This is a genomic window from Gordonia sp. NPDC003422, from assembly GCF_053588675.1.
Genome location: NZ_JBSFQL010000002.1, coordinates 177,653 through 204,594 on the forward strand (window position 1 = coordinate 177,653; position 26,942 = coordinate 204,594).

General features: G+C 65.8%; 27 protein-coding genes. 16 read left to right on the plus strand and 11 right to left on the minus strand.

Annotation, left to right across the window (positions count from 1 at the left end):
- Nucleotides 1–70: 70 nt before the first annotated feature.
- The 3 genes from ACWDTF_RS02525 to ACWDTF_RS02535 all read left to right on the plus strand — a co-directional run bounded on the left by ACWDTF_RS02525 (nucleotide 71) and on the right by ACWDTF_RS02535 (nucleotide 2,801).
- The gene (locus ACWDTF_RS02525; protein ID WP_240858728.1) at nucleotides 71–400 is read left to right on the plus strand and encodes a type VII secretion target; all 330 of its coding nucleotides are present in this window, start codon (nucleotides 71–73) and stop codon (nucleotides 398–400) included.
- The gene (locus tag ACWDTF_RS02530) at nucleotides 400–1,365 is read left to right on the plus strand and encodes a C40 family peptidase (protein WP_240858724.1); all 966 of its coding nucleotides are present in this window, start codon (nucleotides 400–402) and stop codon (nucleotides 1,363–1,365) included. Before ACWDTF_RS02525 ends, ACWDTF_RS02530 begins: the two co-directional genes overlap by 1 nt.
- 116 nt (nucleotides 1,366–1,481) lie before the next feature.
- A complete protein-coding gene (locus ACWDTF_RS02535) occupies nucleotides 1,482–2,801 on the plus strand; it encodes a primosomal protein (protein WP_240858721.1) in 1,320 nt (439 codons plus the stop codon).
- 115 nt (nucleotides 2,802–2,916) lie between these two features.
- Here ACWDTF_RS02535 and ACWDTF_RS02540 read toward each other — a convergent pair whose 3' ends face one another.
- From ACWDTF_RS02540 to ACWDTF_RS02550, 3 genes are read right to left on the minus strand one after another with little or no spacing between them, the layout of a single operon-like run.
- Entirely contained in the window at nucleotides 2,917–4,026 is a 1,110-nt protein-coding gene (locus tag ACWDTF_RS02540) for an adenosine deaminase (protein WP_240858719.1), read from the minus strand.
- Nucleotides 4,023–5,336, minus strand: a complete 1,314-nt coding sequence (locus ACWDTF_RS02545; RefSeq protein ID WP_355274492.1) for a thymidine phosphorylase — start codon at nucleotides 5,334–5,336, stop codon at nucleotides 4,023–4,025. Before ACWDTF_RS02545 ends, ACWDTF_RS02540 begins: the two co-directional genes overlap by 4 nt.
- Entirely contained in the window at nucleotides 5,333–5,734 is a 402-nt protein-coding gene (locus ACWDTF_RS02550; protein ID WP_355274495.1) for a cytidine deaminase, read from the minus strand. The genes ACWDTF_RS02545 and ACWDTF_RS02550 overlap by 4 nt, the downstream gene beginning before the upstream one ends.
- A 225-nt stretch (nucleotides 5,735–5,959) precedes the next feature.
- Here ACWDTF_RS02550 and sdhC point away from each other — a divergent pair, with 225 nt between their 5' ends.
- From sdhC to ACWDTF_RS02570, 4 genes are read left to right on the plus strand one after another with little or no spacing between them, the layout of a single operon-like run.
- The gene (sdhC, locus tag ACWDTF_RS02555) at nucleotides 5,960–6,367 is read left to right on the plus strand and encodes a succinate dehydrogenase, cytochrome b556 subunit (protein WP_240858709.1); all 408 of its coding nucleotides are present in this window, start codon (nucleotides 5,960–5,962) and stop codon (nucleotides 6,365–6,367) included.
- Nucleotides 6,368–6,381: 14 nt separating this feature from the next.
- Nucleotides 6,382–6,834, plus strand: coding sequence for a succinate dehydrogenase hydrophobic membrane anchor subunit (locus tag ACWDTF_RS02560; protein ID WP_240858704.1), 453 nt, complete (start codon nucleotides 6,382–6,384; stop codon nucleotides 6,832–6,834).
- 16 nt (nucleotides 6,835–6,850) lie between these two features.
- Complete coding sequence (gene sdhA / locus ACWDTF_RS02565; protein WP_355274504.1) at nucleotides 6,851–8,605, plus strand: succinate dehydrogenase flavoprotein subunit; 1,755 nt, start codon at nucleotides 6,851–6,853, stop codon at nucleotides 8,603–8,605.
- Nucleotides 8,605–9,393 carry a succinate dehydrogenase iron-sulfur subunit gene (locus ACWDTF_RS02570; RefSeq protein ID WP_240858695.1) on the plus strand — a complete coding sequence of 263 codons (789 nt, stop codon included), beginning with the start codon at nucleotides 8,605–8,607 and terminating at the stop codon, nucleotides 9,391–9,393. Before sdhA ends, ACWDTF_RS02570 begins: the two co-directional genes overlap by 1 nt.
- A 43-nt stretch (nucleotides 9,394–9,436) precedes the next feature.
- Here ACWDTF_RS02570 and ACWDTF_RS02575 read toward each other — a convergent pair whose 3' ends face one another.
- Complete coding sequence (locus ACWDTF_RS02575; protein WP_355274508.1) at nucleotides 9,437–10,048, minus strand: dihydrofolate reductase family protein; 612 nt, start codon at nucleotides 10,046–10,048, stop codon at nucleotides 9,437–9,439.
- Nucleotides 10,049–10,175: 127 nt separating this feature from the next.
- On the opposite strand from ACWDTF_RS02575, the gene ACWDTF_RS02580 reads away from it, so the two are divergent.
- The 4 genes from ACWDTF_RS02580 (at nucleotide 10,176) to ACWDTF_RS02595 (ending at nucleotide 13,964) form a co-directional block, all read left to right on the plus strand.
- Complete coding sequence (locus ACWDTF_RS02580) at nucleotides 10,176–10,643, plus strand: hypothetical protein (RefSeq protein ID WP_449753905.1); 468 nt, start codon at nucleotides 10,176–10,178, stop codon at nucleotides 10,641–10,643.
- An 11-nt stretch (nucleotides 10,644–10,654) separates the two neighbouring features.
- On the plus strand, nucleotides 10,655–11,383 hold the full coding sequence (locus ACWDTF_RS02585) for a type 1 glutamine amidotransferase (protein WP_449753906.1): 729 nt from the start codon (nucleotides 10,655–10,657) through the stop codon (nucleotides 11,381–11,383).
- A gap of 189 nt (nucleotides 11,384–11,572) precedes the next feature.
- A complete protein-coding gene (locus tag ACWDTF_RS02590; protein ID WP_355274514.1) occupies nucleotides 11,573–13,078 on the plus strand; it encodes an APC family permease in 1,506 nt (501 codons plus the stop codon).
- Nucleotides 13,068–13,964: a universal stress protein gene (locus tag ACWDTF_RS02595; protein WP_240858685.1), complete on the plus strand. Its 897-nt coding sequence runs from the start codon at nucleotides 13,068–13,070 to the stop codon at nucleotides 13,962–13,964. Before ACWDTF_RS02590 ends, ACWDTF_RS02595 begins: the two co-directional genes overlap by 11 nt.
- 679 nt (nucleotides 13,965–14,643) lie before the next feature.
- Here the strand turns inward: ACWDTF_RS02595 and ACWDTF_RS02600 are convergent.
- On the minus strand, nucleotides 14,644–16,059 hold the full coding sequence (locus tag ACWDTF_RS02600; protein WP_449753907.1) for an NAD(P)/FAD-dependent oxidoreductase: 1,416 nt from the start codon (nucleotides 16,057–16,059) through the stop codon (nucleotides 14,644–14,646).
- Entirely contained in the window at nucleotides 16,059–17,525 is a 1,467-nt protein-coding gene (locus ACWDTF_RS02605; protein ID WP_374246553.1) for an aminobutyraldehyde dehydrogenase, read from the minus strand. Before ACWDTF_RS02605 ends, ACWDTF_RS02600 begins: the two co-directional genes overlap by 1 nt.
- A 134-nt stretch (nucleotides 17,526–17,659) precedes the next feature.
- On the opposite strand from ACWDTF_RS02605, the gene ACWDTF_RS02610 reads away from it, so the two are divergent.
- The 3 genes from ACWDTF_RS02610 to ACWDTF_RS02620 are packed head-to-tail and all read left to right on the plus strand — an operon-like array spanning nucleotide 17,660 to nucleotide 20,811.
- Nucleotides 17,660–18,124, plus strand: coding sequence for an Lrp/AsnC family transcriptional regulator (locus tag ACWDTF_RS02610; protein ID WP_240856701.1), 465 nt, complete (start codon nucleotides 17,660–17,662; stop codon nucleotides 18,122–18,124).
- Nucleotides 18,121–19,494 (plus strand): aspartate aminotransferase family protein, encoded by a 1,374-nt coding sequence (locus tag ACWDTF_RS02615; RefSeq protein ID WP_240856700.1) that lies wholly within the window; start codon nucleotides 18,121–18,123, stop codon nucleotides 19,492–19,494. Before ACWDTF_RS02610 ends, ACWDTF_RS02615 begins: the two co-directional genes overlap by 4 nt.
- Nucleotides 19,495–19,545: 51 nt before the next feature.
- Nucleotides 19,546–20,811, plus strand: a complete 1,266-nt coding sequence (locus ACWDTF_RS02620) for a D-alanyl-D-alanine carboxypeptidase family protein (RefSeq protein WP_449753908.1) — start codon at nucleotides 19,546–19,548, stop codon at nucleotides 20,809–20,811.
- Nucleotides 20,812–20,820: 9 nt separating this feature from the next.
- Here ACWDTF_RS02620 and ACWDTF_RS02625 read toward each other — a convergent pair whose 3' ends face one another.
- The 3 genes from ACWDTF_RS02625 to ACWDTF_RS02635 all read right to left on the minus strand — a co-directional run bounded on the left by ACWDTF_RS02625 (nucleotide 20,821) and on the right by ACWDTF_RS02635 (nucleotide 23,893).
- Nucleotides 20,821–21,924, minus strand: coding sequence for a YhjD/YihY/BrkB family envelope integrity protein (locus tag ACWDTF_RS02625; RefSeq protein WP_355274527.1), 1,104 nt, complete (start codon nucleotides 21,922–21,924; stop codon nucleotides 20,821–20,823).
- Nucleotides 21,925–21,999: 75 nt separating this feature from the next.
- Nucleotides 22,000–23,034, minus strand: coding sequence for a tryptophan--tRNA ligase (gene trpS, locus ACWDTF_RS02630; protein ID WP_240856697.1), 1,035 nt, complete (start codon nucleotides 23,032–23,034; stop codon nucleotides 22,000–22,002).
- A 22-nt stretch (nucleotides 23,035–23,056) separates the two neighbouring features.
- The gene (locus tag ACWDTF_RS02635; protein ID WP_449753909.1) at nucleotides 23,057–23,893 is read right to left on the minus strand and encodes an exodeoxyribonuclease III; all 837 of its coding nucleotides are present in this window, start codon (nucleotides 23,891–23,893) and stop codon (nucleotides 23,057–23,059) included.
- Nucleotides 23,894–24,017: 124 nt separating this feature from the next.
- On the opposite strand from ACWDTF_RS02635, the gene ACWDTF_RS02640 reads away from it, so the two are divergent.
- Nucleotides 24,018–24,197 carry a (2Fe-2S)-binding protein gene (locus ACWDTF_RS02640; RefSeq protein WP_240856695.1) on the plus strand — a complete coding sequence of 60 codons (180 nt, stop codon included), beginning with the start codon at nucleotides 24,018–24,020 and terminating at the stop codon, nucleotides 24,195–24,197.
- A 103-nt stretch (nucleotides 24,198–24,300) separates the two neighbouring features.
- Nucleotides 24,301–24,786, plus strand: a complete 486-nt coding sequence (gene bfr, locus ACWDTF_RS02645) for a bacterioferritin (protein WP_240856694.1) — start codon at nucleotides 24,301–24,303, stop codon at nucleotides 24,784–24,786.
- On the opposite strand, the gene ACWDTF_RS02650 is transcribed toward bfr, so the two are convergent.
- The gene (locus ACWDTF_RS02650; RefSeq protein ID WP_449753910.1) at nucleotides 24,744–26,018 is read right to left on the minus strand and encodes an MFS transporter; all 1,275 of its coding nucleotides are present in this window, start codon (nucleotides 26,016–26,018) and stop codon (nucleotides 24,744–24,746) included. The genes bfr and ACWDTF_RS02650 overlap by 43 nt on opposite strands.
- Nucleotides 26,019–26,097: 79 nt before the next feature.
- Entirely contained in the window at nucleotides 26,098–26,913 is an 816-nt protein-coding gene (locus ACWDTF_RS02655) for a hypothetical protein (protein ID WP_240856692.1), read from the minus strand.
- Nucleotides 26,914–26,942: the final 29 nt, after the last annotated feature.

Sequence of the window (26,942 nt, forward strand, 5' to 3'; positions counted from 1 at the left end):
GCGAACACGATATGACGTGCGCGAACCTGGCGCTCGGAACCGAGTGCGGGTCCGCTGCGTCTGATCTTTTATGAGCCAACTGACCATCGATTCGCCATCCCTGCGAACCTTCGCCGCTGCGCAGCGATCCGCCGCGGCCGACACCCACGCGGACGCGGCCCGGCAACGCAGCGCCGTCACCGATCTCGCCATCACCTTCGGGCTGATCGGCGCCGAGTTCCTGTCGGCGGCAGTGCAGGTGTTCGAGCTCTACACCCGGCATCTGGACACCACCGCCAGACAGCACGACGCGGTCTCCGACAAGACCGAGCGCGCAAACACGACGTACAACGCCCGCGATTGCCGGTGCGGCAAGGACATTGCCGGCGACACCACGCCCGACGCTGCGAGGAAGGCCTGATGCTCACCGTCGAACTTCTCATCGCTCCGCTTCGGCTGCTGATCACCGCGCTCGGCACCGGCGTGCTGCCGGCCGGCAATCCCGCCGATCAGGTCCGCACGACCACAGCGAATCTCACGCACACCCGCGAGCGATCGGCGGCCTCCGTGCGTGGTCTCGGCGATGGTTGGCGTGGCGAAGGCGGAGATGCCGCCCGACGAGCGACCATCAACACACAGAACCGGAACACCGCCCTGCGCAACGACGGCGTCGAGTTCTCGCGGATCGTCGAAGACGCCAGTCGCAAGGTCAAGGTCGCCTCGACCGCGCTCAACACACTGGTGGATTCGTTCGAGCGGATCGCAACCGCACTCGGGCCGCAGCTGTACACCCCGGCCGGGCTGGCGACCATCCTGCCGGTAGCCATCGATCATGTGACCCGCGGCATGGAGATCGTCGGTCGCGCACGGCATGAACTGAAGGCCGACACCACCAAGATGTTGGCGTTGGCCCGGCACGTCGCGCCCGCCGAGGTGGCGCCGCCCGGCGACCGGATCACGAACGACCGGACCACAAACAACGACCACCCCGGCGGGCGGATCCCGATCACTCTGCCCGACGGCTCGACCGCCTACGCGCCGAACGAACGCGCCGCCAAGGCAGTACGCGCCGCCCTCTCGCAGCGCGGCGTGCGCTACCAGTGGGGTGGCACGACACCGGACGGCTTCGACTGCAGTGGACTCACCCAGTGGGCGTATCGCCAGGCCGGTCTCGAGCTGCCCAGGCTCGCGCAAGATCAGGACACCGCCGGCGTCCAGGTGTCACAGGCAGATCTGCAGCCGGGTGATCTCGCCGTCTGGTCGGGTCACGTCGCGATGTACATCGGGAACGGGCAGATGGTGGAGGCAGGCAATCCGGTGCAGGTGTCTGCGGTGCGGACGACCAACATGTCTCAGACATTTGAGGGGTTCTATCGCCCCCGATGAACCACGCTACGCGCAACGAAGTTGGGCGCAACGAAGTTGGAAATGGGCGATCGTTCACCCAACTGTCGTGGGGTCACTACCCGGCGTCACAGACAGAATCGCTACGCTGTGTCCCCATGGCCGGAGACATCGTCCCTATTGAGCTCGGACTCACCGACGGAAACAGCTTCACCTTGTGGGCACCACGTTGGCGTGAGGGCGACGACGAATGGGAGGCCTTCCTCGGCCTCGACGAGGATCTCTATGTGCTGCCAGGTGTGGCCGAACTCGCGGCGTTCATCCGCAACGACGATGACAACGACTTGGCCGACCATCCCGCATGGTCGATCGTCGTAGGACTGCAGGCCGACGAGCTGGTCCCCGACGATCGGCACAGCTACGACCTCGTCGGCGTGCCGGAACTGGCGGCCGAGGATCCCACCCCTGAGGTCATCGCCGAACTCGAGGACGCGCTCGAGATCGTGCGCATCCTCGGCGAGGTGTGTGAGCTCACCACCATCACCAAGTTCTTCAACGGCAACCCGATCCTCGGCGCGGTGACCACCGGCACCCGCAACTTCGAGGGGCGTGAGGGCACCGACCTGTGGGTCCGGATCGGCCGGCTCATCGCCAAGCACTGGGATGACGTGCTCGACGCGATCGACGATGTCATCAAGACGCCCGAGGTCGACGCCGACGCCGTGGTCGCGGCCGAAGCCGAACTCGAAGCCGCAGCCTCTGCCGAGGATGAGGACGAGCCGGCCGACGACGACATCGAGATCGTCGACACCGACGCCGATTCCGACGAAGACGACGACGAATCGGACTCGGAAGACGACGAGGACGAGGACAGCGACACCGACGAAGAGGACGAGGAAGAAGAAGACGACGAGGACGACCTGGAAGACGACTTCTGGGCGTCTGTCGGCATCGACCCGATCCGCATCGTCACCAGCGCCAACGAGTACCTGACGCTGCGCTGCTACCTCGGTGACGAGCCGGTGTTCCTGGGCGCGAACGGCAAGATCTTCGTGTTCACTTCCGGACGGTCACTCTCGCGGTTCATCGCCAACCAGAACAACCACGACCTGGCCGACCTGTCGACGTTCGAGGACGTTCGTTCCGGCGCCACCGACGGCTCGTTGGAGTTCGACGTCATCGACGACAACGTCTACATCCTGCCCGGACTGTCCGAGGACATCGCCGACGGCCCGCGCCGCATGGACCGCAATCAGCTCGACCTCGCCGTCGAATTGTTCACCGACGCAGCGGATTACGCCGGCGACAACGCCGTCGGCGAGGCACTCGCCTCCACCACTCCGCTCGGCTGGTTTGTCGACTACGCCGTCAACCCCGACCCCAAGCGGATGGCTCCGAGCCCGCCGTTCGACAACGAGGCCGAAGCCTGGCGCGCACTCGAGCACGACTTCGAGGACCGCCTGGAGAAGAAGGGCTGATCGCCCGTCACGCTCCCGCCGGCTGAGCATCCACCACCGCCGGCTGCGGTGCTCGAGGCGCCAGCCGAGAGCACCTCAGGGAGGATGGGGTGTGGCACCTCAGAGCGGCGGACGGTCACCCGAGCAGCACGGCGTACCCCGGTTTGATCACGTCGTCGATGAATGCGAGCCGTTCGTCGAAGTGGATGAACGCCGACTTCATCGCGTTCACTGTGAACCGCTCGAAATCGGCCCAGCCGTAACCGAATTGGCGTGCGAGTTGGAGGAACTCGTTGCTCATGGTGGTGTCGCTCATCAGCCGGTTGTCGGTGTTGACCGTCACCCGGAAGCGCAGCCGCGCGAGGACGTTGAACGGATGCTCGGCGATGGAGGCCACGGCCCCGGTCTGCACGTTGGAACTCGGGCAGAGCTCGAGTGGAATTCGCTTGTCGCGCACGATGTTCGCGATGTCCCCCAGCCGAGCGCCGACGAACGACTCTGCTGCCGGGTCGGCGTCGGCGGGCAGCTCGATGTCGTCGATGACGCGCACACCGTGTCCGAGGCGGTCGGTGCCACAGAATCCGATCGCCTCATGGATGGACGGCAGCCCGAACGCCTCGCCGGCATGGATGGTGAACGGGGCGCTGTTGGCACGCATGTACTCGAACGCGTCGAGATGTCGGGTCGGTGGGTGTCCGGCCTCGGCGCCGGCGATGTCGAACCCGACCACACCGCGATCCCGATAACGCACGGCCAGTTCGGCGATCTCGCGAGATCGCGCGGCGTGACGCATCGCGGTGACCAGGCACCGAACCGCGATCGGCTTGCCGCGCTGAGCTGCGGTGGCCTCACCGTCGGCGAAACCGCGCAGCACTGCCTCCACCACCTCGTCCAGCGTCAGTCCCCGTTCGAGGTGCTGCTCGGGTGCATAGCGGATCTCGGCGTACACGACGCCGTCGTCGGCGAGGTCTTCCACGCATTCGCGCGCGACCCGCTCCAGGGCGTCGGCCGTCTGCATCACCCCGACGGTGTGCGCGAAGGTCTCCAGATACTTCTCCAGCGACCCGCTGTCGGCGGCCTCCCGGAACCAGCGCGCCAAATCGTCGACGTCGTCGGCGGGCAGGTCGTCGTATCCGGTCTGTTGGGCGAGGTCGAGCACCGTCGCCGGCCGCAGCCCGCCGTCGAGGTGGTCGTGGAGCAGAACCTTGGGGGCGAGTGTGATGTTGGCGAGATCCAGCGGCCTCATGAGCTCACCCTATCCAGCACCAGGGAGCGGGCGGGAGGTTCGCCACCCGCCGAGACCTCGACGGCGTCGACGAGCACCGCTCGCGCCCCGGCGAAACGCTCGGGTGTCTGGGTGTGCAGGGTGAACAGCGGTTCGCCCGCCCGCACCCGGTCGCCCGGTTTGGCGTGGATGGTCACGCCCGCCTCCGACTGCACCGACTCCCCCGGGCGGGATCGGCCGGCGCCGAGCCGCCACGCCGCATCACCGACGGCCCGCGCATCCATCACGGTGATGACGCCGTCGGCGGGTGCGACCACCACGTCGGAATGATCCGCGACCGGAAGGGCTGCATCAGGGTCGCCGCCCTGCGCGGCGATCATCGTCCGCCAGGTGTCCATCGCACGACCGTTGGCCAGGTGCTCGGCAGGATCGGCCGCGGTCAGGCCGACGGCGTCGAGCATCTCGCGTGCCAGGGCCAGCGTCAGCTCGACCACATCGTCGGGCCCGCCACCCGCCAGGACCTCCACGGACTCGGCGACCTCGACGGCGTTGCCGACGGTCAGCCCGAGCGGGGTGTTCATGTCGGTGAGCAGCGCGACCGTGCGCACCCCTGCGTCGCTGCCGAGTTCGACCATGGTCTCGGCGAGCAGCCGCGACTGGTCGATGTCCCGCAGAAATGCGCCCGACCCGAACTTGACGTCGAGCACGAGCGACTCGGTGCCCTCGGCGATCTTCTTGCTCATGATCGAACTCGCGAGCAGCGGAATGGTTTCCACGGTCCCGGTCACGTCGCGCAGCGCGTACAGCTTGCGATCGGCGGGTGCCAGGTCGGCACCCGCCGCGCACACCACCGCGCCCACGTCCTCGAGCTGGGCGATCATGTCGTCGGCCGACACATCCGCACGCCACCCCGGGATCGACTCCAGTTTGTCGAGGGTGCCGCCGGTGTGTCCGAGTCCACGACCCGACAGTTGCGGAACCGCGACCCCGAACGACGCGACGAGCGGTGTGAGCGGAAGCGTGATCTTGTCTCCGACGCCGCCGGTCGAGTGCTTGTCGACGGTGGCGAGCGGTCGGGCGTCGCGCCGCAATCCGGAGAGGTCCATCCGGCGGCCACTGTCGATCATCGCCCGGGTCCACGTGGCGATCTCCCGGCGCGTCATCCCCCGCAGGAAGATCGCCATCAACAATGACGACATCTGCTCGGGTGCCACCTCACCGCGGGTATACGCATCGACGACCCACGCGATCTGTGCGTCGGTCAGCTCCCGACCGTCCCGTTTGGACGCGATCACCGCCACCGCATGAATCACCTCGTCGACCTCGGTCACTGGGCCACCTCCAGATCGTCGGGACCGAATGCGTCCGGCAGCAGCGTGGCCAGCGCCTTCGGTCCGGAGCCATGGTCGATGAGGAGATCGGGTCCGCCATGCTCGTAGAGCACCTGACGGCACCGCCCACACGGCATCAGCACGGCCCCCCGCCGATCACAGACACTGACCGCCACCAGCCTCGATCCGCCGCCAGAGATCAGCTGCGCGACCAGCGCGACCTCGGCGCAGATGCCGAGCCCGTATGAGACATTTTCCACATTGCAACCCGCCACGATCCGACCGTCGTCGGTGATAGCAGCTGCGCCGACCGGAAACCCGGAATAGGGCGCGTAAGCCCGCGGGATCATGTCATTGGCTTTGTCTCGCAACGTATTCCAGTCAATTTCGATGCGCACAACAACCTCCTGACCTTTCAGATGAGTGCTGCGGGGTGTGATATTCGCTACCACGAGATCCTTGGTAAGGCAAACCTAAGTCGGAATCTCTTGTCGCCCAAATCGGTTCGGGCAATTTACCACCGGTCCCACCATGGGTTTAGAGTCTTTTGACATGGGTCCACGGTCGAGTCGGAGCATGCCGATTCGGCGCGTCCATCGACGATGTTGGAGGCCACTTTCCCGATGAGCACCCCCACCGAAGTCGCACCCGAGCCGGTGCGCAGGCGATCTCTGTATCGTGGCGACCCAGGCATGTGGTCCTGGGTCTTGCACCGCATCACCGGTGTGACCATCTTCTTCTTTCTCTTCGTACACGTTCTCGACACTGCGGTCATCCGCGTCGATCCGAACAAGTACTCCGAGGTCATCGAGACCTATAAGACGCCGATCATCGGCCTCATGGAGATCGGTCTCGTCGCCTGCGTGCTCTATCACGCGTTCAACGGTCTGCGCATCATCCTGATCGACTTCTGGTCCAAGGGTCCGAAGTACCAGCGCCAGATGCTGTGGGCGATCCTCGGCCTGTTCGTCATCGTGTTCGGTGCCGCGACCATCCGGTTGCTGCAGATCCTGATCACCCATTCGCTCTAGGAGACGCGCAGAAGATGACGACCTCCGAGACACACCTCGCCAAGACGCTGGGCACTCAGCACGACCGCCCGGCCAGCCTCGACAACCCGCGGTCACCGCGCAAGCCCAAGGGCGGCAACTTCGAGAAGAACGCATGGCTGTTCATGCGGTTCTCCGGCCTCGCCCTGATCATCCTGACCATCGGCCACATGTTCATCATGCTGGCGTGGGACGACGGCGTGCACCGCATCGATGCCAGCTTCGTGCTCGAGCGCTGGAGCCATCCGTTCTGGCAGATCTGGGACCTCACCATGTTGTGGCTCGCCCAGCTGCACGGCGGCAACGGCGTTCGCACCGTGATCGCCGACTACTCCCGCAAGGATTCGACCCGATTCTGGCTCAACGTGCTACTCGGGCTGTCGATGATCCTGATCCTCGTCCTCGGCACCTACGCGATTCTGACCATCGGGTCGGTCGAGTCCAACTAAGGAGACTTGAGAACACATGCAGGAACACCGCTACGACGTCGTCATCGTCGGTGCCGGCGGCGCAGGCATGCGAGCCGCCATCGAGGCAGCGCCTCGGGCCCGCACGGCCGTGCTGACCAAGCTCTACCCCACCCGTAGCCACACCGGCGCGGCTCAGGGCGGCATGTGTGCCGCGCTGGCCAACGTCGAGGAGGACAACTGGGAGTGGCACACCTTCGACACGGTCAAGGGCGGCGACTACATCGTCGATCAGGATGCCGCGGAGATCATGGCCAAGGAGGCCATCGACGCGGTGCTCGACCTCGAGAAGATGGGGTTGCCGTTCAACCGCACCCCCGAGGGCAAGATCGACCAGCGGCGTTTCGGCGGCCACACGCGCGACCACGGCAAGGCGCCCGTGCGTCGTGCTTGCTACGCGGCCGACCGCACCGGCCACATGATCCTGCAGACCCTCTATCAGAACTGCGTCAAGCACGACGTCGAGTTCTTCAACGAGTTCTACGCCCTCGACATCTGCCTGAGCGAGAACGCCGACGGCGAGATGGTCGCGACCGGCGTCGTCGCCTACGAACTCGCCACCGGTGAGATCCACGTGTTCCACGCCAAGTCGATCGTGTTCGCCACCGGCGGTTCGGGACGCATGTACAAGACGACGTCCAACGCGCACACGCTGACCGGCGACGGCATGGGCATCATCTTCCGCAAGGGACTCCCGTTGGAAGACATGGAGTTCCACCAGTTCCATCCGACCGGCCTGGCCGGGCTCGGCATCCTCATCTCGGAAGCGGTTCGCGGCGAGGGCGGCATCCTGCGCAACGCCGAGGGTGAGCGCTTCATGGAGCGCTACGCCCCCACCATCAAGGACCTCGCCCCCCGCGACATCGTGGCGCGGTCGATGGTGCTCGAGGTCCTCGAGGGTCGCGGCGCGGGCCCCAACAAGGACTACGTCTACATCGACGTCACCCACCTCGGTGAGGACGTGCTCAACGAGAAGCTGCCCGACATCACCGAGTTCTCCCGCACCTACCTCGGCGTCGACCCGGTCACCGAATACGTGCCGGTGTACCCGACCTGCCACTACGTGATGGGCGGCATCCCGACCAACATCGAAGGTCAGGTGCTGCGCAACAACGACGAGATCGTGCACGGGCTGTTCGCCGCCGGTGAGTGCGCCTGCGTGTCGGTGCACGGCGCCAACCGCCTGGGCACCAACTCGCTCCTCGACATCAACGTGTTCGGTCGACGCGCGGGTATCGCCGCGGCCGACTACGCCAACTCGGCCGATTTCGCCGAGCTGCCGGAGAACCCCACCGAGATGGTCGACGGGTGGATCGCCGACATGCTCTCCGAGCACGGCCACGAGCGGGTCGCCGACATCCGTACCGAGTTGCAGGCGTCGATGGACAACAACGCGTCGGTGTTCCGCACCGAGGAGACCCTCAAGCAGGCGCTGTCCGACATCCACATGTTCAAGGAGCGCTACGCCCACGTCCGTGTGCACGACAAGGGCAAGCGCTTCAACTCCGACCTTCTCGAGGCCATCGAACTCGGCTTCCTCCTCGAGATGGCCGAGGTCACCGTCGCAGGCGCACTCAATCGCAAGGAGTCCCGTGGCGGCCACGCCCGCGAGGACTACCCCAACCGCGACGACGTGAACTACATGCGACACACGATGGCGTACAAGAAGGGCACCGACCTGCTCTCCGACATCGAGCTGGACTACAAGCCCGTGGTCCAGACCCGATACGAGCCGATGGAGCGTAAGTACTGATGACGGCGATCATGGACAACCCGGCTCCCAACACCGAGGAGCCGCCACTGCCACCGGTGCCCGACGAGGCGACCATGGTGACCCTGAAGATCTTCCGGTTCAACCCGGAGGATCCCGACGCGCAGGGCTTCGAGAGCTTCCGAGTACCGGCGCTGCCCACCGACCGTCTGCTCAACCTGCTGCTCTACGTGAAGGGCTACCTCGACGGCACCCTCACCTTCCGTCGCAGCTGCGCCCACGGCGTGTGCGGTTCGGACGCGATGCGCATCAACGGCGTCAACCGCCTGGCGTGCAAGCTCCTCATGAAGGACCTGCTCCCCAAGGACAAGAGCAAAGAGATCACCATCACCATCGAGCCCATCAAGGGTCTGCCGGTGGAGAAGGATCTCGTGGTCAACATGGAACCGTTCTTCGACGCGTACCGCGCGATCAAGCCGTTCCTCATCACCAGCGGGAACGAGCCGACCCGCGAGCGCATCCAGTCGGCCACCGACCGCGCCCGGTTCGACGACACCACCAAGTGCATCCTGTGTGCGTGCTGCACCACGAGCTGCCCGGTGTTCTGGAACGACGGCAGCTACTTCGGTCCGGCGGCCATCGTGAACGCGCACCGCTTCATCTTCGACAGCCGCGACGAAGGGGCCGTCGAGCGACTCGACATCCTCAACGACATGGACGGTGTGTGGCGGTGCCGCACCACTTTCAACTGCACCGACGCCTGCCCGCGTGGTATCCAGGTCACGCAGGCGATCCAGGAGGTCAAGCGCGCACTCATGTTCTCGCGCTGACGATTACGCATCTTCTCTGCAGCCCAGACGCACCCGCCCCGGTTCACGAGGCGGGTGCGTCTGTTTCTGCGGCCGCCTGATACCTCAGCAACACGACCCCGCCTGCCGACGACACGTCTTCCAGGCCGAAGCGTTGCAGTTCGTCGGCGTCGTCGGCGAACATGCGGGCGCCCGAGCCCAGCACGAGCGGGTGGACCATGAGCAGCATCTCCTCGACGAGTCCGCGCGGCAACAGGGAGCGGATGAGTTGACCGCTGCCCATGATGACGAGGTTGCCACCCGGGCGCTCGCGCATCTCCGCGATCTGAGCGGGTACGTCGCCGGTGACGAGAATCGAATTGGGCCAGGCCAATTCGACGTCGGGGCGCGACGACGCAACATACTTGGTCGTGTTGTTGAGCCCCTCTTTGAACGGTCCGCCGACCGCATTCCAGTGCCCCAGCATGTCCTCGTAGCTGCGCATGCCGAACAGCCACGAGAAGTCCGCGCCCATCACCGGCCCCATCGCGGCACCGATCGCCGGGCCCGCCGCCGGGTCGTTGGCCGCCGACGCCCATCCGCCGTGGCGGAAACCACCTCTCGTGTCCTCGTCGGCGCGGCCCGGCGCCTGGATGACCCCGTCCATGCTGACGTGGTTGACAACGACTACGCGCATGCGATCTCCCTTCGTCGCACTGACAGACCGCGGCCGCGCACAAAACTCATCGCTGGTGGTGGGAACCGACTTCGGGTCCGCTGCGTCCAAGTTGATGTCCCGATTCTTTGCGACCCGAGGAGATCCGATGTCACGTTGCCGCACCCTCGTCCCGATCCTGTTCACCTGCCTCGCGATCCTGATGCCCGCCTGGGCACCGCAGGCCGCCGCGGCTCCGGGCGCCACTGGTCCTGCCCCCGGCGCCACCGGGCAGGGCGACCGCATCACCGTCGTTCTGACCTCCGACCGCGAATACAACAGCGCGGCAACCTGGTTCGACACCAACAACCGGATGCAGGCACAGACCGACGTGCCACTGCCCCGCCACGACGCCGCGAGCCATCTGTGGACCGGGGTCATGGTCTATACCCGCACGATGCGGGATCAGCGCACCAACGTCATGTTCCAGTCGATGGGCAACTACGCCGGATGCGAGATCTGGGTGAACGAGCACCGGGTCGTCGTGCAGCAGGCGCACGGCAAGTACGCGACCGTCTACTGCGACGATGCCCGGCGGCCCCGCGCACACGCTGCACCAGGATCGAAGGGACGCTAGCGTCAGGAGCTGTGTCCTCCGAACGCCTTCGTGTCCTGGAATTGCGGCATGCGGAAACCGAGCCGCCCGGAGCGTATTCGCCGGCCCTCGACGACCTCGCAGATGTGACCACCGTCCGCGTCTGGCGGGAGCCGCTGCCGGGCGACCTCGGTGACGTCGACGCCATCGTCGTCATGGGTGGGGCAATGGGTGTCGGCGACGCCGGTAGTCTGCCCTGGCTGGCGAAAGAAATCGATTTCCTGCGCGAGGCACACGAGCGTGGCGTTCCGATCTGGGGAGTCTGCCTCGGCGCCCAGCTGCTGGCGGCGGCACTCGGCGCACGAGTCACGCGCGCCGAGACCCCGGAGCTCGGGGTGCACCGCGTGGTCCTGACCGAGGAAGGGCGCCGAGACCCGGTCTGGTCGGCGACGCCGGGACACGAGTTCTCAACCGTGCAATGGCATTTCGACACGTTCGCATTGCCACCGGGCGCCGTGCTGCTCGGCTCGTCACACGAATGTCCTCACCAGATCTACCGCCTTGGCGCCAGTTACGGAGTGCAGTTCCACATCGAGGCCGGCGAGTCGTCGGTCCGGGAGTGGCTCTCGGGCCCCGACTCGTACGCCGCTGTCGCGGCGGCGATCGGTGACGATGCGACGGCGGCCTTCGCCGACGCGGCAGGCGAGGCCGAGGCCCGGGCAGGCGCACTCGCCGATGCGGTCATGCGTCGGTGGCTGACCGGGATTCGCCGACGGGGGTGACACAGCGGCGGCCGCGGATCGGCCCGGAGCGTCGAAACGCTCACACTGTGTCGGTTCGACGCAGCCAATCCGGACATTGTTGGAGACTTGACGACTGATTTCGTCGTCAGACTGCACAACTGCGACGGAAACCTTAGTCTGTTCCCACCAATGCGCAGAGCACACGCGCATCAGACGTGGGAGCAAGTCATGAGCGAGGCGGTACAGGCCGAGATACAAGGCGGCGACAAGGGCTTGCGTGCCGGTTCCATCGGGCTTCTCGGCAACGTCATCATCGGTCTTTCGGCGGTGGCGCCGGCGTACAGCCTCGCGGCGACGCTGGGGTACGTCGTGGAAAACGTACACACCAAGGCCCCGGCAATGTTCGTGGTCGCCTTCATCCCAATGCTGTTGGTGGCCTTCGCCTACCGCGAGCTCTCACGTGACACCCCGGATTGCGGGACCACTTTCACCTGGGGCACCAAGGCATTCGGACCATGGATCGGCTGGATCGGCGGCTGGGGTCTCGCGGTGTCGGCGATCATCGTGCTCGCGAACGTGGCCGAGGTCGCCGCGGTGTACCTGCTGAAGTTCCTGACGCTCGACTCCCTCGCCGAAAACCTGTGGATCAAGGTGCTCCTGGGCTCCGCTTTCATCGCACTGATGACGTGGGTCAGCATTCGCGGGATCGTGATCAGCGAGCGCATCCAGGCCGTCCTCATGTTCATCCAGTTCGCGGTCCTGATCACCGCCAGCGTGATCGCGTTGACCAAGGTCGGGCTGGGCAAGGCCGGCGAGCAGGCAATCACCCCGGAGTTGAGCTGGCTGTCGCCGACCGGACTCACGTCGTCGGAGATCGCCGCGGCTGTCATCCTCTGCATCTTCATCTACTGGGGATGGGATGCCTGCCTCGCGATCAGCGAGGAGACCAAGAACCCCGCCAAGACCCCGGGGCGGGCCGCGGTCATCACCTGCCTGATCCTGGTCGCCACCTACGTTCTGGTGGCCTACGCCGTGGAGTCGTTCGCCGGATTCGGTGACACCGGGATCGGATTGAACAACCCTGAGAACACCGACGACGTGCTGACCATTCTCGGCGACCCGGTCGCGGGCGGTTTCATGGCCGCGGCCCTGTTGTTGACCGTGAGCGTTTCGGCGCTGTCGTCGACGCAGTCGACAATCCTGCCCACTGCGCGAGGCAGTCTGTCGATGGCCGTGTACAAGGCGCTGCCGGACCGCTTCGCCGTCATCCATCCCCGCTACATGACACCCGCGTTCGGCACCGCGGTCATGGGCGGCTCGGCCCTCGCCTTCTATCTCGTCCTGTCGTTGCTCAGCAGCAACACCTTGGCCGACTCGATCGCCTCACTCGGGCTCGCGGTCGCCTTCTACTACGGCATCACCGCGTACGCCTGCGTGTGGTACTTCCGCCGCACACTGTTCCAATCCGCCCGCAACTTCTTCTTCCGCGGCCTGTTCCCCCTCCTCGGCGGGTTGGCGATGACGTGGGCGTTCGTCAAATCGGCGATCGACATGTTCGCTGTCGACTACGGGTCGACGTCGGTGGGTGGTGTGGGTGGCGTCTTCATCTTGGGCGTGGGCATGTTGGTGCTGGGAATCCCGTTGATGCTCGCCTGCTTCGCCCACAACAGCGACTTCTTCCGCGGCAAGACCCTGACCGCCACCACCGAAGTGAAGGTGCCCGATGTCTACTGAGTCCCAAGCCAACGACACCGCGCCCAATCCGTTACGCCTGACCGTCGGATACCTGGCGACTCCATCGGGCAACGACGGTGTCGCGCTCGCGTGCGCGCTGGCCAGCGCCACCGGTGCGGCCATCGACCTCGTCTGCGTCGTCAAGCCTATGGTCTTCGACGGCAGCCCCGGGCTCGATCAATATCAGGAACGTCTGGAAAACCAAGCCGCACAATGGCTCAGCGAAGGCGCAGCCCGCATCCCGGACGGCGTGGAAACCCGGACCGTCGTGGTGGTCAACGAGTCGTTCGCCGCCGGACTCATCGGTCTCGCCGAGCAGGCCGGTGCCGCAATGATCGTCGTCGGTGGCACCAACGACGGCGTGTTGCGCCGCCACAGCCTCGGGACCGTCAGCACCGAGTTGCTGCATTCCTCGCCGCTCCCGGTCGCGCTCGCCCCGCGCAGTTACGCCGATCGTGAGAACGTCAGCCTCGACATGATCACTGTCGCCGTGCCCGTGAAGCAATCGGCCGCCAACCCGTTGCCGTTCGCACTCGAACTGGCCGAACTCGGACGCCTCGACCTCCGGTTGCTCTCCCTCGTCTCCCTGGATTCACCCTTCGACGACGACTCAGCCCGTGCCGCGCGCGCCCACCAGGTCTCGGTGGCGAAAGAGCTGCTGGAAGCGACCAAGGCATCGGTGGACACCGATCTCGACGTCGACGTGGTCGTCGCCGACGGCTCGACGCTCGACGAAGCCCTGGACAATCTGACGTGGGACCAGAACGACCTGGTGGCCGTGGGCTCAGGGCATCTCGGCGCAGACAAGCGTGTCTTCCTGGGGAGCACCGCCGCTCGCATCCTGCGCTGGACCACCGCACCGGTCATCGTCACCCCAAAGGATTGAACCCCCAAAGGATTGAACGCCTGCTGAGGAGTCATCGACCACCCGCCGACGTCGTCGGCGATCGTGGCGGCGGGAAGGTGGGTCGGGGCCAGTGGCCAGGATCGGGCCCCTGACGGTGGTCCTCCGGGTATGTCCCGGAAGCGGACGCTGACGGGCCCGATCTCAGTCACCGCTTGTCGGCCGTCGCGTTCCGCCGGTGGCGACACCAGGAACACGCGCCCACAAAAAGTCGGGGAAGAAACTTCGTCCCCGACCATTGGTGTCCTCCCCCAGAACTTTCTAGCGGACGACTACGAACCCCGGGGAAGAAGTTCTTCCCCGTCTACTTTCAGTGAGCCCGACGCTGACACATTTTCCCAGTTCAGAGCATTGGTCACCTAACTCTTCGGATCAGCGACCGACCCGCCGACGTCGTCGGCGATCGTGGAAGCGGGAAGAGCCGGAGGCGTCCGAAGCGGTCCATCTCAGGTGCCACCGAGGGCATATTGCCCTCGGAGACACGTCACGGCGACCGCTTCAGACGCCACCTGCTGCGGCGAGCCGGTGAGACCACAGGAACACGCCGCTAACCCCGTTGGATGTCTGTACGCCTCAGCCCGGCCACGCGCACTGCGCATTTGACTGGGCTCCCAGGTACAGTTTTCCGCAGTTCAGGACGCCGAAGGCAGTACTCTTCGGATCAGCTGTCGAAGCCGAGTCCGACCTTGTCCATCGCCGTCAGCCACAGCCCCCGGGCGCCCGCGCGCCGCTCGCTGCGCGCGAGCTGATGTCGGGTGACCGTGATGCCCAGCCAGCGCAGCGGCTCGGGTGGGAACGGAATCGGCTTGGAGCGCACCATCTTCAGCCGGGTACGTTCGGTGTCGAGACCGTCCACCAAGTCGAGCGCGGAGGCCGCCGCGAAGTGCGAGGCACCGACACCGAGCCCGGTGAATCCCACTGCGGTGACAACCCGACCGCCGTAAGACCGATCCCAGAACGCGCAGAACCGGGAACTGGTGTCGATGACGCCGCCCCAGGTGTGCGTGGCCTTGACGCCTGCGAGTTGCGGGAAGAACTGGAGTAGGTGCTCGGCGAGCAGCGCGAACTCTCCGGCGTCGTACTCGTGGCGCCTCGACCGACCAGATCCGAAGTGATACAGGGCATCCCAACCGCCGAACAAGATGCGGTCGTCTGCGGTGAGCCGAAAGTAGTGAAAGCGCGGCCCACTGTCGGCCAGACCCTCGCGTCCGGCCCAGCCGAGCGAGGCCCGCTGATCGGCGCTCAGCGGTTCGGTCATCAGTGCGTAGTCCCACACCGGCACCGTGTACAGGCGCAGACGACGGACGAGTGACGGACTCGCGGAGGTGGCCAGCACCACTTTGTCGGCCGCGACGGAGCCGAAGGCAGTGTCGGCCCGCATCCGACCAGCGTCGTCGGCGAGTGCGGTGACCTCGGTGCCCTCGAAGATCTGCACGCCGAGGCGTTCGGCGGCCCGGGCCAGACCCCAGGCGAGCTTCGCCGGATCGAGCATGATCACCTCGGGGTCGAAGGCTGCGCCGCGGACCATCGGCGAATGGACCCGCTCGCGCGCGTCAGACTCGTCGAGCAGAGACAGTTGCTGACCCAGAAGTGTTGCCTGGTCGGCCATCTCGGCGAGGTCCTCGAACTGCCAGTCGAAGTTCGCGATGTCGAGTTCGCCGGTCCGCTCGGCGTCGGCGTCGATGCCGAGTCTGTCCAGAGCCGCTTCGATCTCGTCGAGTGTCGCACTGCCGAGTTGGCTCAGGCGGGTCATCTCGTCGGGAAAGCGGGTGAGCCCGTTGCCGATCCCGTGGGTGAGGCTTGCCGAGCAGAATCCGCCGTTGCGGCCGGATGCGTGTTCGGCGATCCGGTCGCGCTCCACCAGCACGACGCGGCGTCCGGGATCACGTTCGGCCGCGGTGACCGCGGTCCACAAACCGGTGAATCCACCTCCGACCACCAGCAGATCCGCATCCACCATGCCGGTCAGACGGGGGCGTGCAGCGGGGCGATCGGGGCGATCGAGCCAAAACGGGGCCGAGGACGCCTGCGCGACCATCTCGATCGCTTCGGGTCCGGCAGTGGCGGCCCAGGTCATCAGCTGGTCCTCGTGGGGTCTGCGAAAACCGTCCTGTGCCAGTTCTTTTCGGCTTTGCCGGTGATATCGCTCATGACGTGCTTGATGGCGAGGTACTCATCGAGTGAGTAGGTCGACATGTCTTTGCCGAAGCCGGAGGCCCCCACGCCGCCGTGCGGCATCTCGCTGATGATGGGAATGTGGTCGTTGATCCACACGCAGCCCGCATGGATCTCTCGAGACGCTCGCCCGGCCCGGTAGACGTCCCTGGTCCACGCCGAGGCCGCGAGCCCGTACACCGTGTCGTTGGCCCGGCGGATGGCATCGTCGTCGTCGGTGAACGACGAAACGGTCAACACCGGACCGAAGACCTCGTCTCGATAGATCTCCGAATGCTCGTCGACATCGGCGACGAGGGTGGGTGGGTAAAACGCCCCGGGTCCGGCGGGTACCTCGCCGCCGACGACGATCCGTGCCCCCGCAGCGCGGGCACGATCGACCATCCCGGCGACCTTGTCCCGATGCGCCCGGGAGACCAGTGAGCCGAGATCGGTTGCAGCCGAGCGCGGATCGCCCATCACCACCGACGACATCACGTCGGCGACCCCTGCCACGAAGTCGTCGTAGAGTTCGGGCGCGACAATCGCTCGGGTGGCGGCCGTGCAATCCTGTCCGGCATTGATCAGCGACCCGGCCACCGCGCCCTGCACGGCAGCGTCGAGGTCGGCATCGTCGAAGACCACGAACGGCGCCTTGCCGCCGAGTTCGAGTTGGACACGGGTACCGTTGGCCGCCGCCTGCGACATGACCGCTCGGCCCACCCCGGTCGACCCCGTGAAGGTGACCATGTCCACGCCCCGATGTCCCGCGAGTTCCGCGCCCACCTCGATGCCGGTGCCGACGACGACGTTGAACACGCCGTCGGGCAGGCCCGACTCAGTGGCCAGCCGGGCCAGGGTCAGCGTGGTGAGGGGCGTCAACTCGGCAGGCTTGAGGACCACCGCACAACCGGCGGCGAGCGCGGGCAAGACCTTCCAGACAGCCATCTGCAGCGGATAGTTCCACGGCGTGATGGACCCGACCACGCCCATCGGTTCACGCCGGATCGACGACGTGTGGTCTGGCGAGTACTCCGCGGTGGCCTTCCCCTCGAGATTGCGCGCCGCCCCGGCGAAGAAGCGGGCGTTGTCCACACTGCCGGGCACGTCGAACTCGCGGGCAAGCCGAACTGCCTTGCCGGTCTGCGCCACTTCCTCCTGCGCAAGATCCTCCGCCGCGGCGTCGATCGCATCGGCGAAGGCGGCGAGAACACTCGACCGCTCCGCCGGTGTCGTTGTCCCCCATGACTTCTGCGCGAGCCTCGCGGCGGCGACTGCGGCGTCGACCTCGGCGATCGTGGCAAGCCGTAGTTCCGCGACCGGCGTGTCGGTGGCAGGATCGACAACGACGTGGCGTTCACCCGATCCCTCGACCGACTCACCCGCAATCCAGCACGCCTTCGTCCTCAGCACGTGCGCGATTCTACCCGGCTCTCTGCGTATTCGACACGTTAGGGCAAGATTTTCGGATGAAATCGTCGGTGAAAGTTGCGCCAAACCACGAAATCCGTCACGGTAGAGCTGTGGCCGAGACAACCAACACGCCCTTGGACGACACTGCCAAGCGCATCATCGAGTTGCTGCAGGCCGACGGGCGCAGCTCGTATGCCTCCATCGGCAAGGAGATCGGGCTGTCCGAGGCTGCCGTCCGCAACCGGGTCCAGAAACTCAGCGACTCCGGACTTCTGCAGATCGTGGCCGTCACCGACCCGCTGAAGCTCGGATTCGCCCGCCAGGCCCTCATCGGAATCCGGTGCGCGGGCGACACTCAGGCCGTCGCGACGGCACTGGCCGAACACGCGGAGATCGACTACGTCGTCCTCACGGCCGGTTCGTTCGACATCTTGATCGAGGTGGTCTGCGAAGACGACGACCACCTGCTGACCATCCTGAACCAGAAGGTCCGCGCCCACCCCGGGGTCACCAGCACCGAGACCCTCGTCTACCTGAAACTCGTCAAACAGCAATACAATTGGGGAACCCGATGACCGCAGCAACACATCAGTCACTCGGTGAGCGCAGCGCCGCCCACCTGTGGGGCCACTTCGCCCGGCACGGCGAAGGAATCGCACCGCCGGTGATCACGCGCGGCGAGGGCGTCCGGATCTTCGACGATCGCGGCCGCAGCTACCTCGACGGACTGGCCGGCCTGTTCGTCGTACAGGTCGGACACGGCCGCGAGGAACTTGCGCAGGCTGCCGCCGCTCAGGCTCGGGAACTGGCATTCTTCCCGCTCTGGTCGTACGCGACCCCACCCGCCATCGAGCTCGCCGAACGCCTCGCCGCGTATGCGCCCGGCGACCTCAACCGGGTGTTCTTCACCACCGGCGGCGGCGAAGCCGTGGAATCGGCCTGGAAGCTGGCCAAACAGTACTTCAAGCTGAGCGGCAAACCCCTCAAGCACAAGGTGATCTCGCGCGCGGTCGCCTATCACGGCACCCCGCAGGGCGCACTGGCCATCACCGGCGTGCCCGCGCTCAAGCAGATGTTCGAGCCCCTGACCCCGGGTGGTTTCCGGGTTCCCAACACCAACATCTACCGCGCCCCCACCGACGAACTCGCCGCCGACCCGAAGAAGTTCGGTCGCTGGGCGGCCGATCGCATCGCCGAGGCGATCGAGTTCGAGGGACCCGACACCGTCGCCGCGGTGTTCCTGGAACCGGTGCAGAACGCCGGTGGCTGTTTCCCGCCACCGCCGGGCTACTTCGAACGGGTTCGCGAGATCTGCGACGAGTACGACGTGTTGCTGGTCTCCGACGAGGTGATCTGCGCGTTCGGCCGGATCGGATCGATGTTTGCGTGCGACGACTTCGGTTACGTACCCGACATCATCACCTGCGCGAAAGGCATGACCTCGGGGTACTCACCGATCGGCGCGATGATCGCGAGTGATCGACTGTTCGAGCCGTTCAACGACGGGTCGACGACCTTCCCCCACGGATACACCTTCGGTGGCCATCCGGTGTCCGCCGCGGTCGCGCTCGCCAACCTCGACATCTTCGAACGCGAGGGGCTCAACGATCATGTGAAGACGCAGGCACCCGCATTCCGTGCGACGCTCGAGAAGCTGCACGACCTGCCGATCGTCGGCGATGTGCGTGGTGAGGGCTTCTTCCACGCCATCGAACTCGTCAAGGACAAGACCACCAGGGAGAGCTTCAACGCAGCCGAATCCGAGCGCATCCTGCGTGGTTTCCTGTCCAGCGCGCTGTTCGACGCGGGCCTCTACTGTCGGGCCGATGACCGCGGCGACCCGGTGGTTCAGCTCGCGCCACCGCTGATCGCCGGACAGGCAGAGTTCGACGAGATGGAACAGATCCTGCGGTCGGTTCTCACCGAGGCATACACGCTGCTCTGACTCCTCGCGTCGCTGTGACCTCCGGCACCATCGCTGGTAACGTCCTCGGCGATGAAGTCGGGGTGGACGCATCGCGCGAAGCGAATTGTTGCGGTGACCGGGCTGGTCGCCGCCACCGCCGTGCCGGGAGTTCTCCCGGGCTCGGCCCATGCCGCACCGCCCACGCCGGTAACCGACCACTGCCCACACAAGGTGAAGACGCCACCTGCGGTCGACGCTTCGGAGGTCGTACAGCCCGGCGCCACCACCCCGCCGCCGCTGCCCGTACCCAAGCCCGCTGTCGGAGGCGAACGGCTCGCCGGATGCGGGCTGGTCGCCGACCCGGCCGCGGGGCCCGTCCCGCCCGGGCTGACGTCGGCCGGATGGCTCGTCGCCGACCTCGAATCCGGTCACGTCATCGCCGCCAAAGACCCGCACGGCCGCTACCGTCCGGCGTCGACCATCAAGGTGCTGCTCGCACTCGTCGCCCTGCGTGACCTCGACCTCGACGCCGTGGTCGAGCCGACGGTCGAGGACTGGAGTACCGAGGGCGATTCGTGCGGGATGGGCCCCGGCGGTCACTACACCACGCGCGACCTGGTCACCGGACTGCTCATGGTGTCCGGGAACGATTGCGCAAACGCACTGGCCCGATCACTCGGTGGACGTGAGCAGGCGCTGACGAAGATGAACGAGTTGGCCGCGTCACTGGGCGCACACGACACACGGGCGGCGAGCCCGTCGGGCCTCGATGCTGCCGGCATGTCGACCTCCCCCTACGATTTGGCCCTGCTGTATCGGCAAGCCATGCGGAACAACACCTTTCGCGAGATGATCGCCAAGCCGACCTACCGGTTCCCCGGATACCCACCTCGGCCCGACATCCCCGGCGACAAGCCCCACCCCGCCTACGACATGTACACCACCAATCACCTTCTCCTCGAAGGTTATCCAGGCGCGCTGGGCGGCAAGACCGGCTACACCGACGATGCGTTGAAGACCTTTGTCGGGGCGGTGCAACGCAACGGGCGCACACTGGTCATCGTGCAGATGTACGGCCTGTCGGTGGGCGGCAGCATGTACTGGGATCAGGCGAAGTCCTTGCTCGACTATGGTTTTCGCGCAGCGCCCACCGTGTCGGTGGGCTTGCTCGTCGAGGCGACACCTGCCCCGGCCGCGTCGACCCCGGCCGCCCGACCCGAGGTGACGCAGCGCGCCGGTCCGTCGTCGGACAGCACGGGTTCGACCTCCGTGCAAGTCCTCATCGGACTCGTCGCCGCGCTCGCGGCGGTTGTCCTGCTCCTACTCGGTCTCCGATTCTTCGGGTCGAAGCGCTGACGCACGTGCTCAGTCACGTCGCATGATCCACCCGAGCACCGCACTCGCCGCCGCTCCCGCGCCGACCGCAGCCGCGATCACGCCGGGCTTCGGGACCGGATTGACCTGTGTGGTCGGGGAAATCACCACCGGCGGCAGGGTCTCTTCTTCCTCGTCGACCTGGAACTCGCTGTTGATCGGGTCGGTCGCGCACCACGCCGAGGCGTACAGAACGATCCGCGAGGCGAGGTAGGCGAAGACCATGACGCCGAGGATCGGGCCGAACGCGACACCGGCGGGGCTACTCAGGACCGATTTGAGGTAGAGGCCGCCAAGGGATTTCACGATCTCGAAGGCGATGGCGGTGACCAGACCTGCTTTCATCGCGTTGACAAAGGGCAACGGCACCAACGGAAGTCGTGCGAGGATGAAGGTGAACAGCAGCCACGACGCGAACACCGACACCAGGATCGAGACCCCCCGCACCACGGTGGGTGCCCACGACGCGTCGTCGAGCCCCACCCACGACAACACCTTCGTCGTCAGCCCACTGTTGCCGAGCGTGGTCAGTGCCATGGTCGCGGCGAACGCGAGTCCGAGCAGAACGAAGGTGAGCAGGTCCCACACCTTGGACATCACTGCGTTGCGTTCGACACGGCCTCCGTACATCTCCGTGAACGCCACGCGCACACCGGAAATCCATCCGATGCCGGTGAACGCGGCGCCGATCAGGCCGACGATGCCGACGGTAGCCCGGGAGTCGATGGCCGAGTTGATGACGTCGTTCACCTGGTCGCCGGCCTTGCCCGGAACGGCATCGACCACCGCGTCCTGAAGTCGCTCGAGCAACTCGGGCTGGTTGACCAGTACAACGGCGGCGAGAGCGAACACCACCATCGTGATCGGGACGAGGGCGAGGATGCCGTTGAAACTGATCGCGGCGGCGTAGACGTTGCCGCGTCGATCGTTGTACCGCTCGACGGTCGCGACGAGATGCTCGATCCACGGCCACCGCTTCCGAGCCGCCGCAAAGGCGGCTTTGGCTTTGTCGACCAGCGATGGCTCGGACTTCTCAGCCGGTTGCGACTTCTCGGCGTGTTGGGCCTTCGCTGGGGACTCGATCGATGACGTCATCGGTGCCGCCTTCCGGGTCGGTGCTGCACTGTCCCGCTATCCCCCGACCCGCGGCGGTCACCGCCTGCTAGATGCTCACCGCGCGTTCGGGGCCAGGAACCCCACTTTGTCATACACGTCGGCCAGCGTCCGGGAAGCCACTTCACGCGCACGGGCAGCGCCCTGCGCGAGGATGCCGTCGAGGTAGGTCTCGTCGGCCAGGATCTCCGACACCCGGCCACGCAGCGGGGTGACGAACTCGGCGAGCACCTCGGCGGTGTCGACCTTGAGATCGCCGTAACGCTTGCCCTCGTACTTTGCGACGAGGTCGTCGACGCCGACGCCCGACAATGCCGATTGGATGGTGAGCAGGTTGCTGACGCCCGGCTTCTCCTGAGGATCAAACGTCACCTCCGACCCGGTGTCGGTCACGGCCGAGCGAATCTTCTTGGCCGATGCCTTCGGATCGTCCAGAAGTTTGATCAAGCCCTTGTCGGTGTCGGCGGACTTGCTCATCTTGGCCGTCGGGTTCTGCAGGTCGTAGATCTTGGCGAACTCTTTGACGATGGAGACCTCGGGTACGCGGAAAGCCTTGCCGAATCGCTTGTTGAAACGTTGTGCCAGATCGCGGGTGAGCTCGAGGTGCTGGCGCTGATCCTCACCGACCGGCACCTGATCGACCTGGAATGCCAGGATGTCGGCCGCCTGCAGGATCGGGTACGTGAACAGGCCGACGCCGGCAGCTTCGGTTCCCTGCTTGGCGGACTTGTCCTTGAACTGCGTCATCCGGCTGGCCTCACCGAACCCGGTGATGCACGACAGGACCCAGGTGAGTTGTGCGATCTCCGGTACGTGGGATTGCACGTAGATCGTCGCCCTGCCCGGATCGACGCCGACCGCCAAGAGCTGTGCGACGCTGACGCGAGTCCGTTCCCGCAGCTGCGCGGGGTCCTGCGGAACGGTGATCGCGTGCATGTCCGGGATGAAGTAGAAGGCGTCGAACTCCTCCTGCAACTCGACCCACTGCTTCACCGCGCCCAGGTAATTCCCCAGATGGAAGGAATCACTGGTCGGCTGAATGCCGGAGAGCACCCGGCGCCGCGGCGTCGAATCAACGGAATCGCTGGTCATGGGTCCAGTCTCTCAGACGGTGTCACTCGAATTTCACGGTGACCGGTGCATGGTCGGACCACCGCAGGTCGTAGGCGGCGGCACGGTCCACCGCACCCTTCACGGCCCGCGACGCCAAGGACTTGTTGGCCAGCGGGTAGTCGATGCGCCACCCGGAGTCGTTGTCGAACGCCTTGCCCCGCCACGACCACCACGAGTACGGGCCGGCGTCGTCGGGATACAGCTCGCGCATCACGTCGTACCAGCCGGATGCGAGCAGATTGCCGACCCATTCCCGTTCGTGCGGAAGGAAACCCGGGTTCTTGAGGTTGCCCTTCCAGTTCTTGATGTCTGCCTCGGCATGGGCGATGTTCCAGTCGCCGCCGACCACGACGTGGCGTCGGCGACGCACCAGCCGGCCCAGATGATCGGCGAAATCCGTCATGAAGCGGACCTTCTCGTCGTGCTTGGCGATGTCCTTGGGGTCCGACGTCAGTGCGGCGCCCTTGGGAAGGTACAGACTCGCCGCCGTGAGAGGTCCGATGGGGGTGTCGAGGTCGACTTCGAGGTAGCGGCCTGTCGGGTCGAATTCGTCGCTGCCGCACCCGACCCGGACGGCGGCCGGCGCGCCGCGCGTGAGCACTCCGACACCGGCGTGGCCCTTCACCACCGACTCACTCATGACGAGCTGCCAGCCCTGCTCGAGCACCGGTGCCAGCACGTCGAGCGCCTGATCCTCGGATGCACGGATCTCCTGCAGCAGCACGACGTCGGACTCGGTCTCGGCCAGCCACGCGGACAGGCCGCGATTGGCCTCCGACCGCTGTTTCATCGCGGCGCGGATGCCGTTGACATTGACGGTGGAAATCGTGATCGACACGGTGACCGAGCCTACGGGTGGCCACCGACAGGACGCCGGTCAGGACTGCAATAGGTAAGGCAACCCTTGTGGAAAGCCAGAAATTATGCAACCCTTTCCTAACCCAGCCCCGAAGTGAGTTCCCATGTTCGTTTGCATTTGCCGCGCAGTCACCGTCGACGAGGTTCATCAGCACGTCGATGACGGCGCCATCACAGCCGACGCGATCGGCGAGCGATGCGGAGCAGGCGAAGGATGCGGCACTTGCATCGACAAGCTGAACGCGATTCTCGGCGAAAGGATGTCCACAACCAGCGCAGCCTAACCTCAATACGGCACAACGGATTTCACACCTTCACGCGATCAGCGGCGTGAGGGATTTTGGCGTGTTACGTTCGTTCCACACCCCTGGGCGAACGGAGGCTGCCATGCGTGGCGATGACGAGGTCATTGCGTTGCTCAACGAGCAACTCACCAGCGAACTGACTGCTATCAACCAGTACTTCTTGCACGCCAAGATGCAGGCCAACTGGGGCCTGACCGAACTGGCGTCGACGACACGTGCCGAATCCATCGAGGAGATGACGCACGCCGAGATCCTGACCGACCGCATCCTCTTCCTGGAGGGGCTGCCGAACTACCAGAAGCTGCTTCCGCTGCGGATCGGCCAGACACTCAAGGAACAGTTCGAGTCGGACCTCGCGATCGAGATCGAGGTGGTCGAGAGGCTCAAGCCGGGCATCAAGATGTGCCGCGACAAGGGCGACATCACCAGCGCCAAGCTGTTCGAGGAGATCCTCAAGGACGAGGAACATCACATCGACTACTTGGAGACCCAACTCGAACTGCTCGAGCGTCTCGGTGAGCCGCTCTACATCTCCAAGTCGGTCGCGACCCCGCCGACTGTCGGCTGACGGCCACTCGAGAAGCGCGCTTGTAGCAGCGCCAGACCCAGCACGAGCATCCCCGCGATCGCGAGGAACACGCCGAGCACCGACGGCGCGCGGTAGCCGTAGCCTGCCCCGATCACCACTCCGCCGAGGAAGGCGCCCGCCGCGTTGGCGATGTTGAGCGCCGAGTGATTCAGTGCGGCTGCGAGAGTCTGCGCGTCGTCGGCGACGTCCATCAGGCGCGTCTGCAGCGCCGGGATCATCGCGGTTGCGGACACACCGACGACGAAGGTCAATATGAGTGCAGCCCAAGGATTCTGGGCCAACGCCGCGAACAGTCCGAGCGCGACCGCGGTCATGATCAGACCACCGAGAATGCTGAGGGTGACGTTACGGTCGGCGGCGGCGCCACCGAGGACGTTGCCGACGATCATGCCGATGCCGAACAGCATCAACGCGAGCGGCACGAGCGACACCGACAGCCCGGTCAACGTGGTCAGCGTGGAGTTGAGATAGCTGTAGAAGGCGAACATGCCGCCGAATCCGACGACGCCGATCGCCAGCGTGAACCACACCTGCGCGCGACACAGGGCGCCGAGTTCGGTCATCGGATTGGTGACCCGCATGTCGCTCAACGACGGCAGGCTGCGGACCAACGCCGCGATCGTGGCTAGCCCGATCACCACCACGATGGCGAAAGCACTACGCCACCCGAAGGTCTCGCCCAGCCACGTCGCAGCGGGAACGCCGAGGACGTTGGCGACCGAGAGTCCGAGCATCACCTGCCCGACCGCCTTGGCGCGGTGTCGGGGGCCGGCAAGGTGTGCAGCGACGAGCGCGGCGACTCCGAAGTAGGCGCCGTGCGGTAGTCCCGCCACGAATCGGGCGACGATCAGTAGGCCGTAGCTGGGTGCCAACACGGTCGCCAGGTTTCCGACGGTGAAGGCGGTCATCAGGGCGATCAGCAGCGTGCGACGCGACATGCGTGCGGTCAGTGCCGCGATCAGAGGCGCACCCACGACGACGCCGAGCGCGTAGGCGGAGATGACGTAGCCGGCGGTGGGTTCGCTGACCTCGAGCGACTCGGCGATGTTGGGCAGCAGCCCCATGGCCACGAACTCGGTGGTGCCGATCCCGAAGCCACCCAGCGCGAGCGCGATGATCGCCCACCGACGCACGGTCGACGAGGTGTCGGCTGCTACCGGGCTCTGCGAGCGCTGATCGAGGGTTTGCTGACCGGGGGCGATCTGAGACATGCTCCAAGCCAACGACGCGCACAGCCCGCACGATTCCCCGACCACGCGTGAATTCCTTCACACGTTGACCGTGCGCTCGTCAGCCGATTCTGGGCGGTGGAGCCATCCAGGTGCCGTTGGTGGCGTGCCTCCATGGGTCGCTGGCCATCGGCTGGTCGGCGTCGGGTCCGTAGCGGGTGTGACGCAGGCTGAATCGGAACACACTCAGCACGAGCGTCGGGATCAGCGCGTTGTCTGGTGGACGCACCGAGTCACAGATGGGGTCTCCGACGATGCAGACTTCGACTACGCGGCTTGTGAGTCGCCCAAACCCGCCGGGACGAGAACCGGTCATGGTGAGGCCGTTGTACACCGTCGTGTTCGGGAACAGGGTCTCCACGCCGGCACCCTTCACACCGGGAACCGGGTCACGGCGGGGGTCTGCGTACAGTTCGACGCGCAGTTTGTCGGCCGGGAGCCTGAGTGTCACCGGACCCTTCGGCGTCTGGATCGGACGTGCGTTACCGGCAGCAGAAACCACATCGCCGACGATGCGCGATCCCTGCGAGAAAGCCACCAGCGCAAGAGGTTTGGAAGGGCAGGCGCGCACCCACCAATCGAGCAACCGGGCCAGACGCGGCACGGCCAGCCGCACGTTGTCGTCGTAGGACGACGCCCCCAGCGGCCAGATGGTCGCCGGATAGACCAACGTGTGAGCCCGATATCCCATGCGCTGATAGCGCGCCACCGCGGGCGTCGTGTCGGGCGGCGGGTCGTCGTTGGTGCCGTTGACCACGACGACGAGCCCCTTCCCGGCGCACGCGTCGCTCGGACGAGCCTGAGCCGACGCAGTCGTGAGCAGAGCGGCGAGCATTGCTGTCAACAGCACGACGATCGTTGCTGATCTGGTTGTCATGCGGTCCCCCGACCTTGTGTTTCTACTTC

Bases quoted from the DNA above. Each gene is read 5' to 3' on its own strand.
- ACWDTF_RS02640 (WP_240856695.1), top strand. From the start codon at position 24,018: ATGTTCGTTTGCATTTGCCGCGCAGTCACCGTCGACGAGGTTCATCAG.
- ACWDTF_RS02595 (WP_240858685.1), top strand. From the start codon at position 13,068: ATGTCTACTGAGTCCCAAGCCAACGACACCGCGCCCAATCCGTTACGC.
- ACWDTF_RS02530 (WP_240858724.1), top strand. From the start codon at position 400: ATGCTCACCGTCGAACTTCTCATCGCTCCGCTTCGGCTGCTGATCACC.
- sdhC (WP_240858709.1), top strand. From the start codon at position 5,960: ATGAGCACCCCCACCGAAGTCGCACCCGAGCCGGTGCGCAGGCGATCT.
- ACWDTF_RS02625 (WP_355274527.1), bottom strand. From the start codon at position 21,924: ATGACGTCATCGATCGAGTCCCCAGCGAAGGCCCAACACGCCGAGAAG.
- ACWDTF_RS02570 (WP_240858695.1), top strand. From the start codon at position 8,605: ATGACGGCGATCATGGACAACCCGGCTCCCAACACCGAGGAGCCGCCA.
- ACWDTF_RS02650 (WP_449753910.1), bottom strand. From the start codon at position 26,018: ATGTCTCAGATCGCCCCCGGTCAGCAAACCCTCGATCAGCGCTCGCAG.
- ACWDTF_RS02590 (WP_355274514.1), top strand. From the start codon at position 11,573: ATGAGCGAGGCGGTACAGGCCGAGATACAAGGCGGCGACAAGGGCTTG.
- ACWDTF_RS02620 (WP_449753908.1), top strand. From the start codon at position 19,546: ATGAAGTCGGGGTGGACGCATCGCGCGAAGCGAATTGTTGCGGTGACC.
- sdhA (WP_355274504.1), top strand. From the start codon at position 6,851: ATGCAGGAACACCGCTACGACGTCGTCATCGTCGGTGCCGGCGGCGCA.
- ACWDTF_RS02600 (WP_449753907.1), bottom strand. From the start codon at position 16,059: ATGACCTGGGCCGCCACTGCCGGACCCGAAGCGATCGAGATGGTCGCG.
- ACWDTF_RS02540 (WP_240858719.1), bottom strand. From the start codon at position 4,026: ATGAGGCCGCTGGATCTCGCCAACATCACACTCGCCCCCAAGGTTCTG.
- ACWDTF_RS02580 (WP_449753905.1), top strand. From the start codon at position 10,176: ATGTCACGTTGCCGCACCCTCGTCCCGATCCTGTTCACCTGCCTCGCG.
- trpS (WP_240856697.1), bottom strand. From the start codon at position 23,034: ATGACCAGCGATTCCGTTGATTCGACGCCGCGGCGCCGGGTGCTCTCC.
- bfr (WP_240856694.1), top strand. From the start codon at position 24,301: ATGCGTGGCGATGACGAGGTCATTGCGTTGCTCAACGAGCAACTCACC.
- ACWDTF_RS02560 (WP_240858704.1), top strand. From the start codon at position 6,382: ATGACGACCTCCGAGACACACCTCGCCAAGACGCTGGGCACTCAGCAC.
- ACWDTF_RS02535 (WP_240858721.1), top strand. From the start codon at position 1,482: ATGGCCGGAGACATCGTCCCTATTGAGCTCGGACTCACCGACGGAAAC.
- ACWDTF_RS02575 (WP_355274508.1), bottom strand. From the start codon at position 10,048: ATGCGCGTAGTCGTTGTCAACCACGTCAGCATGGACGGGGTCATCCAG.
- ACWDTF_RS02525 (WP_240858728.1), top strand. From the start codon at position 71: ATGAGCCAACTGACCATCGATTCGCCATCCCTGCGAACCTTCGCCGCT.
- ACWDTF_RS02615 (WP_240856700.1), top strand. From the start codon at position 18,121: ATGACCGCAGCAACACATCAGTCACTCGGTGAGCGCAGCGCCGCCCAC.
- ACWDTF_RS02655 (WP_240856692.1), bottom strand. From the start codon at position 26,913: ATGACAACCAGATCAGCAACGATCGTCGTGCTGTTGACAGCAATGCTC.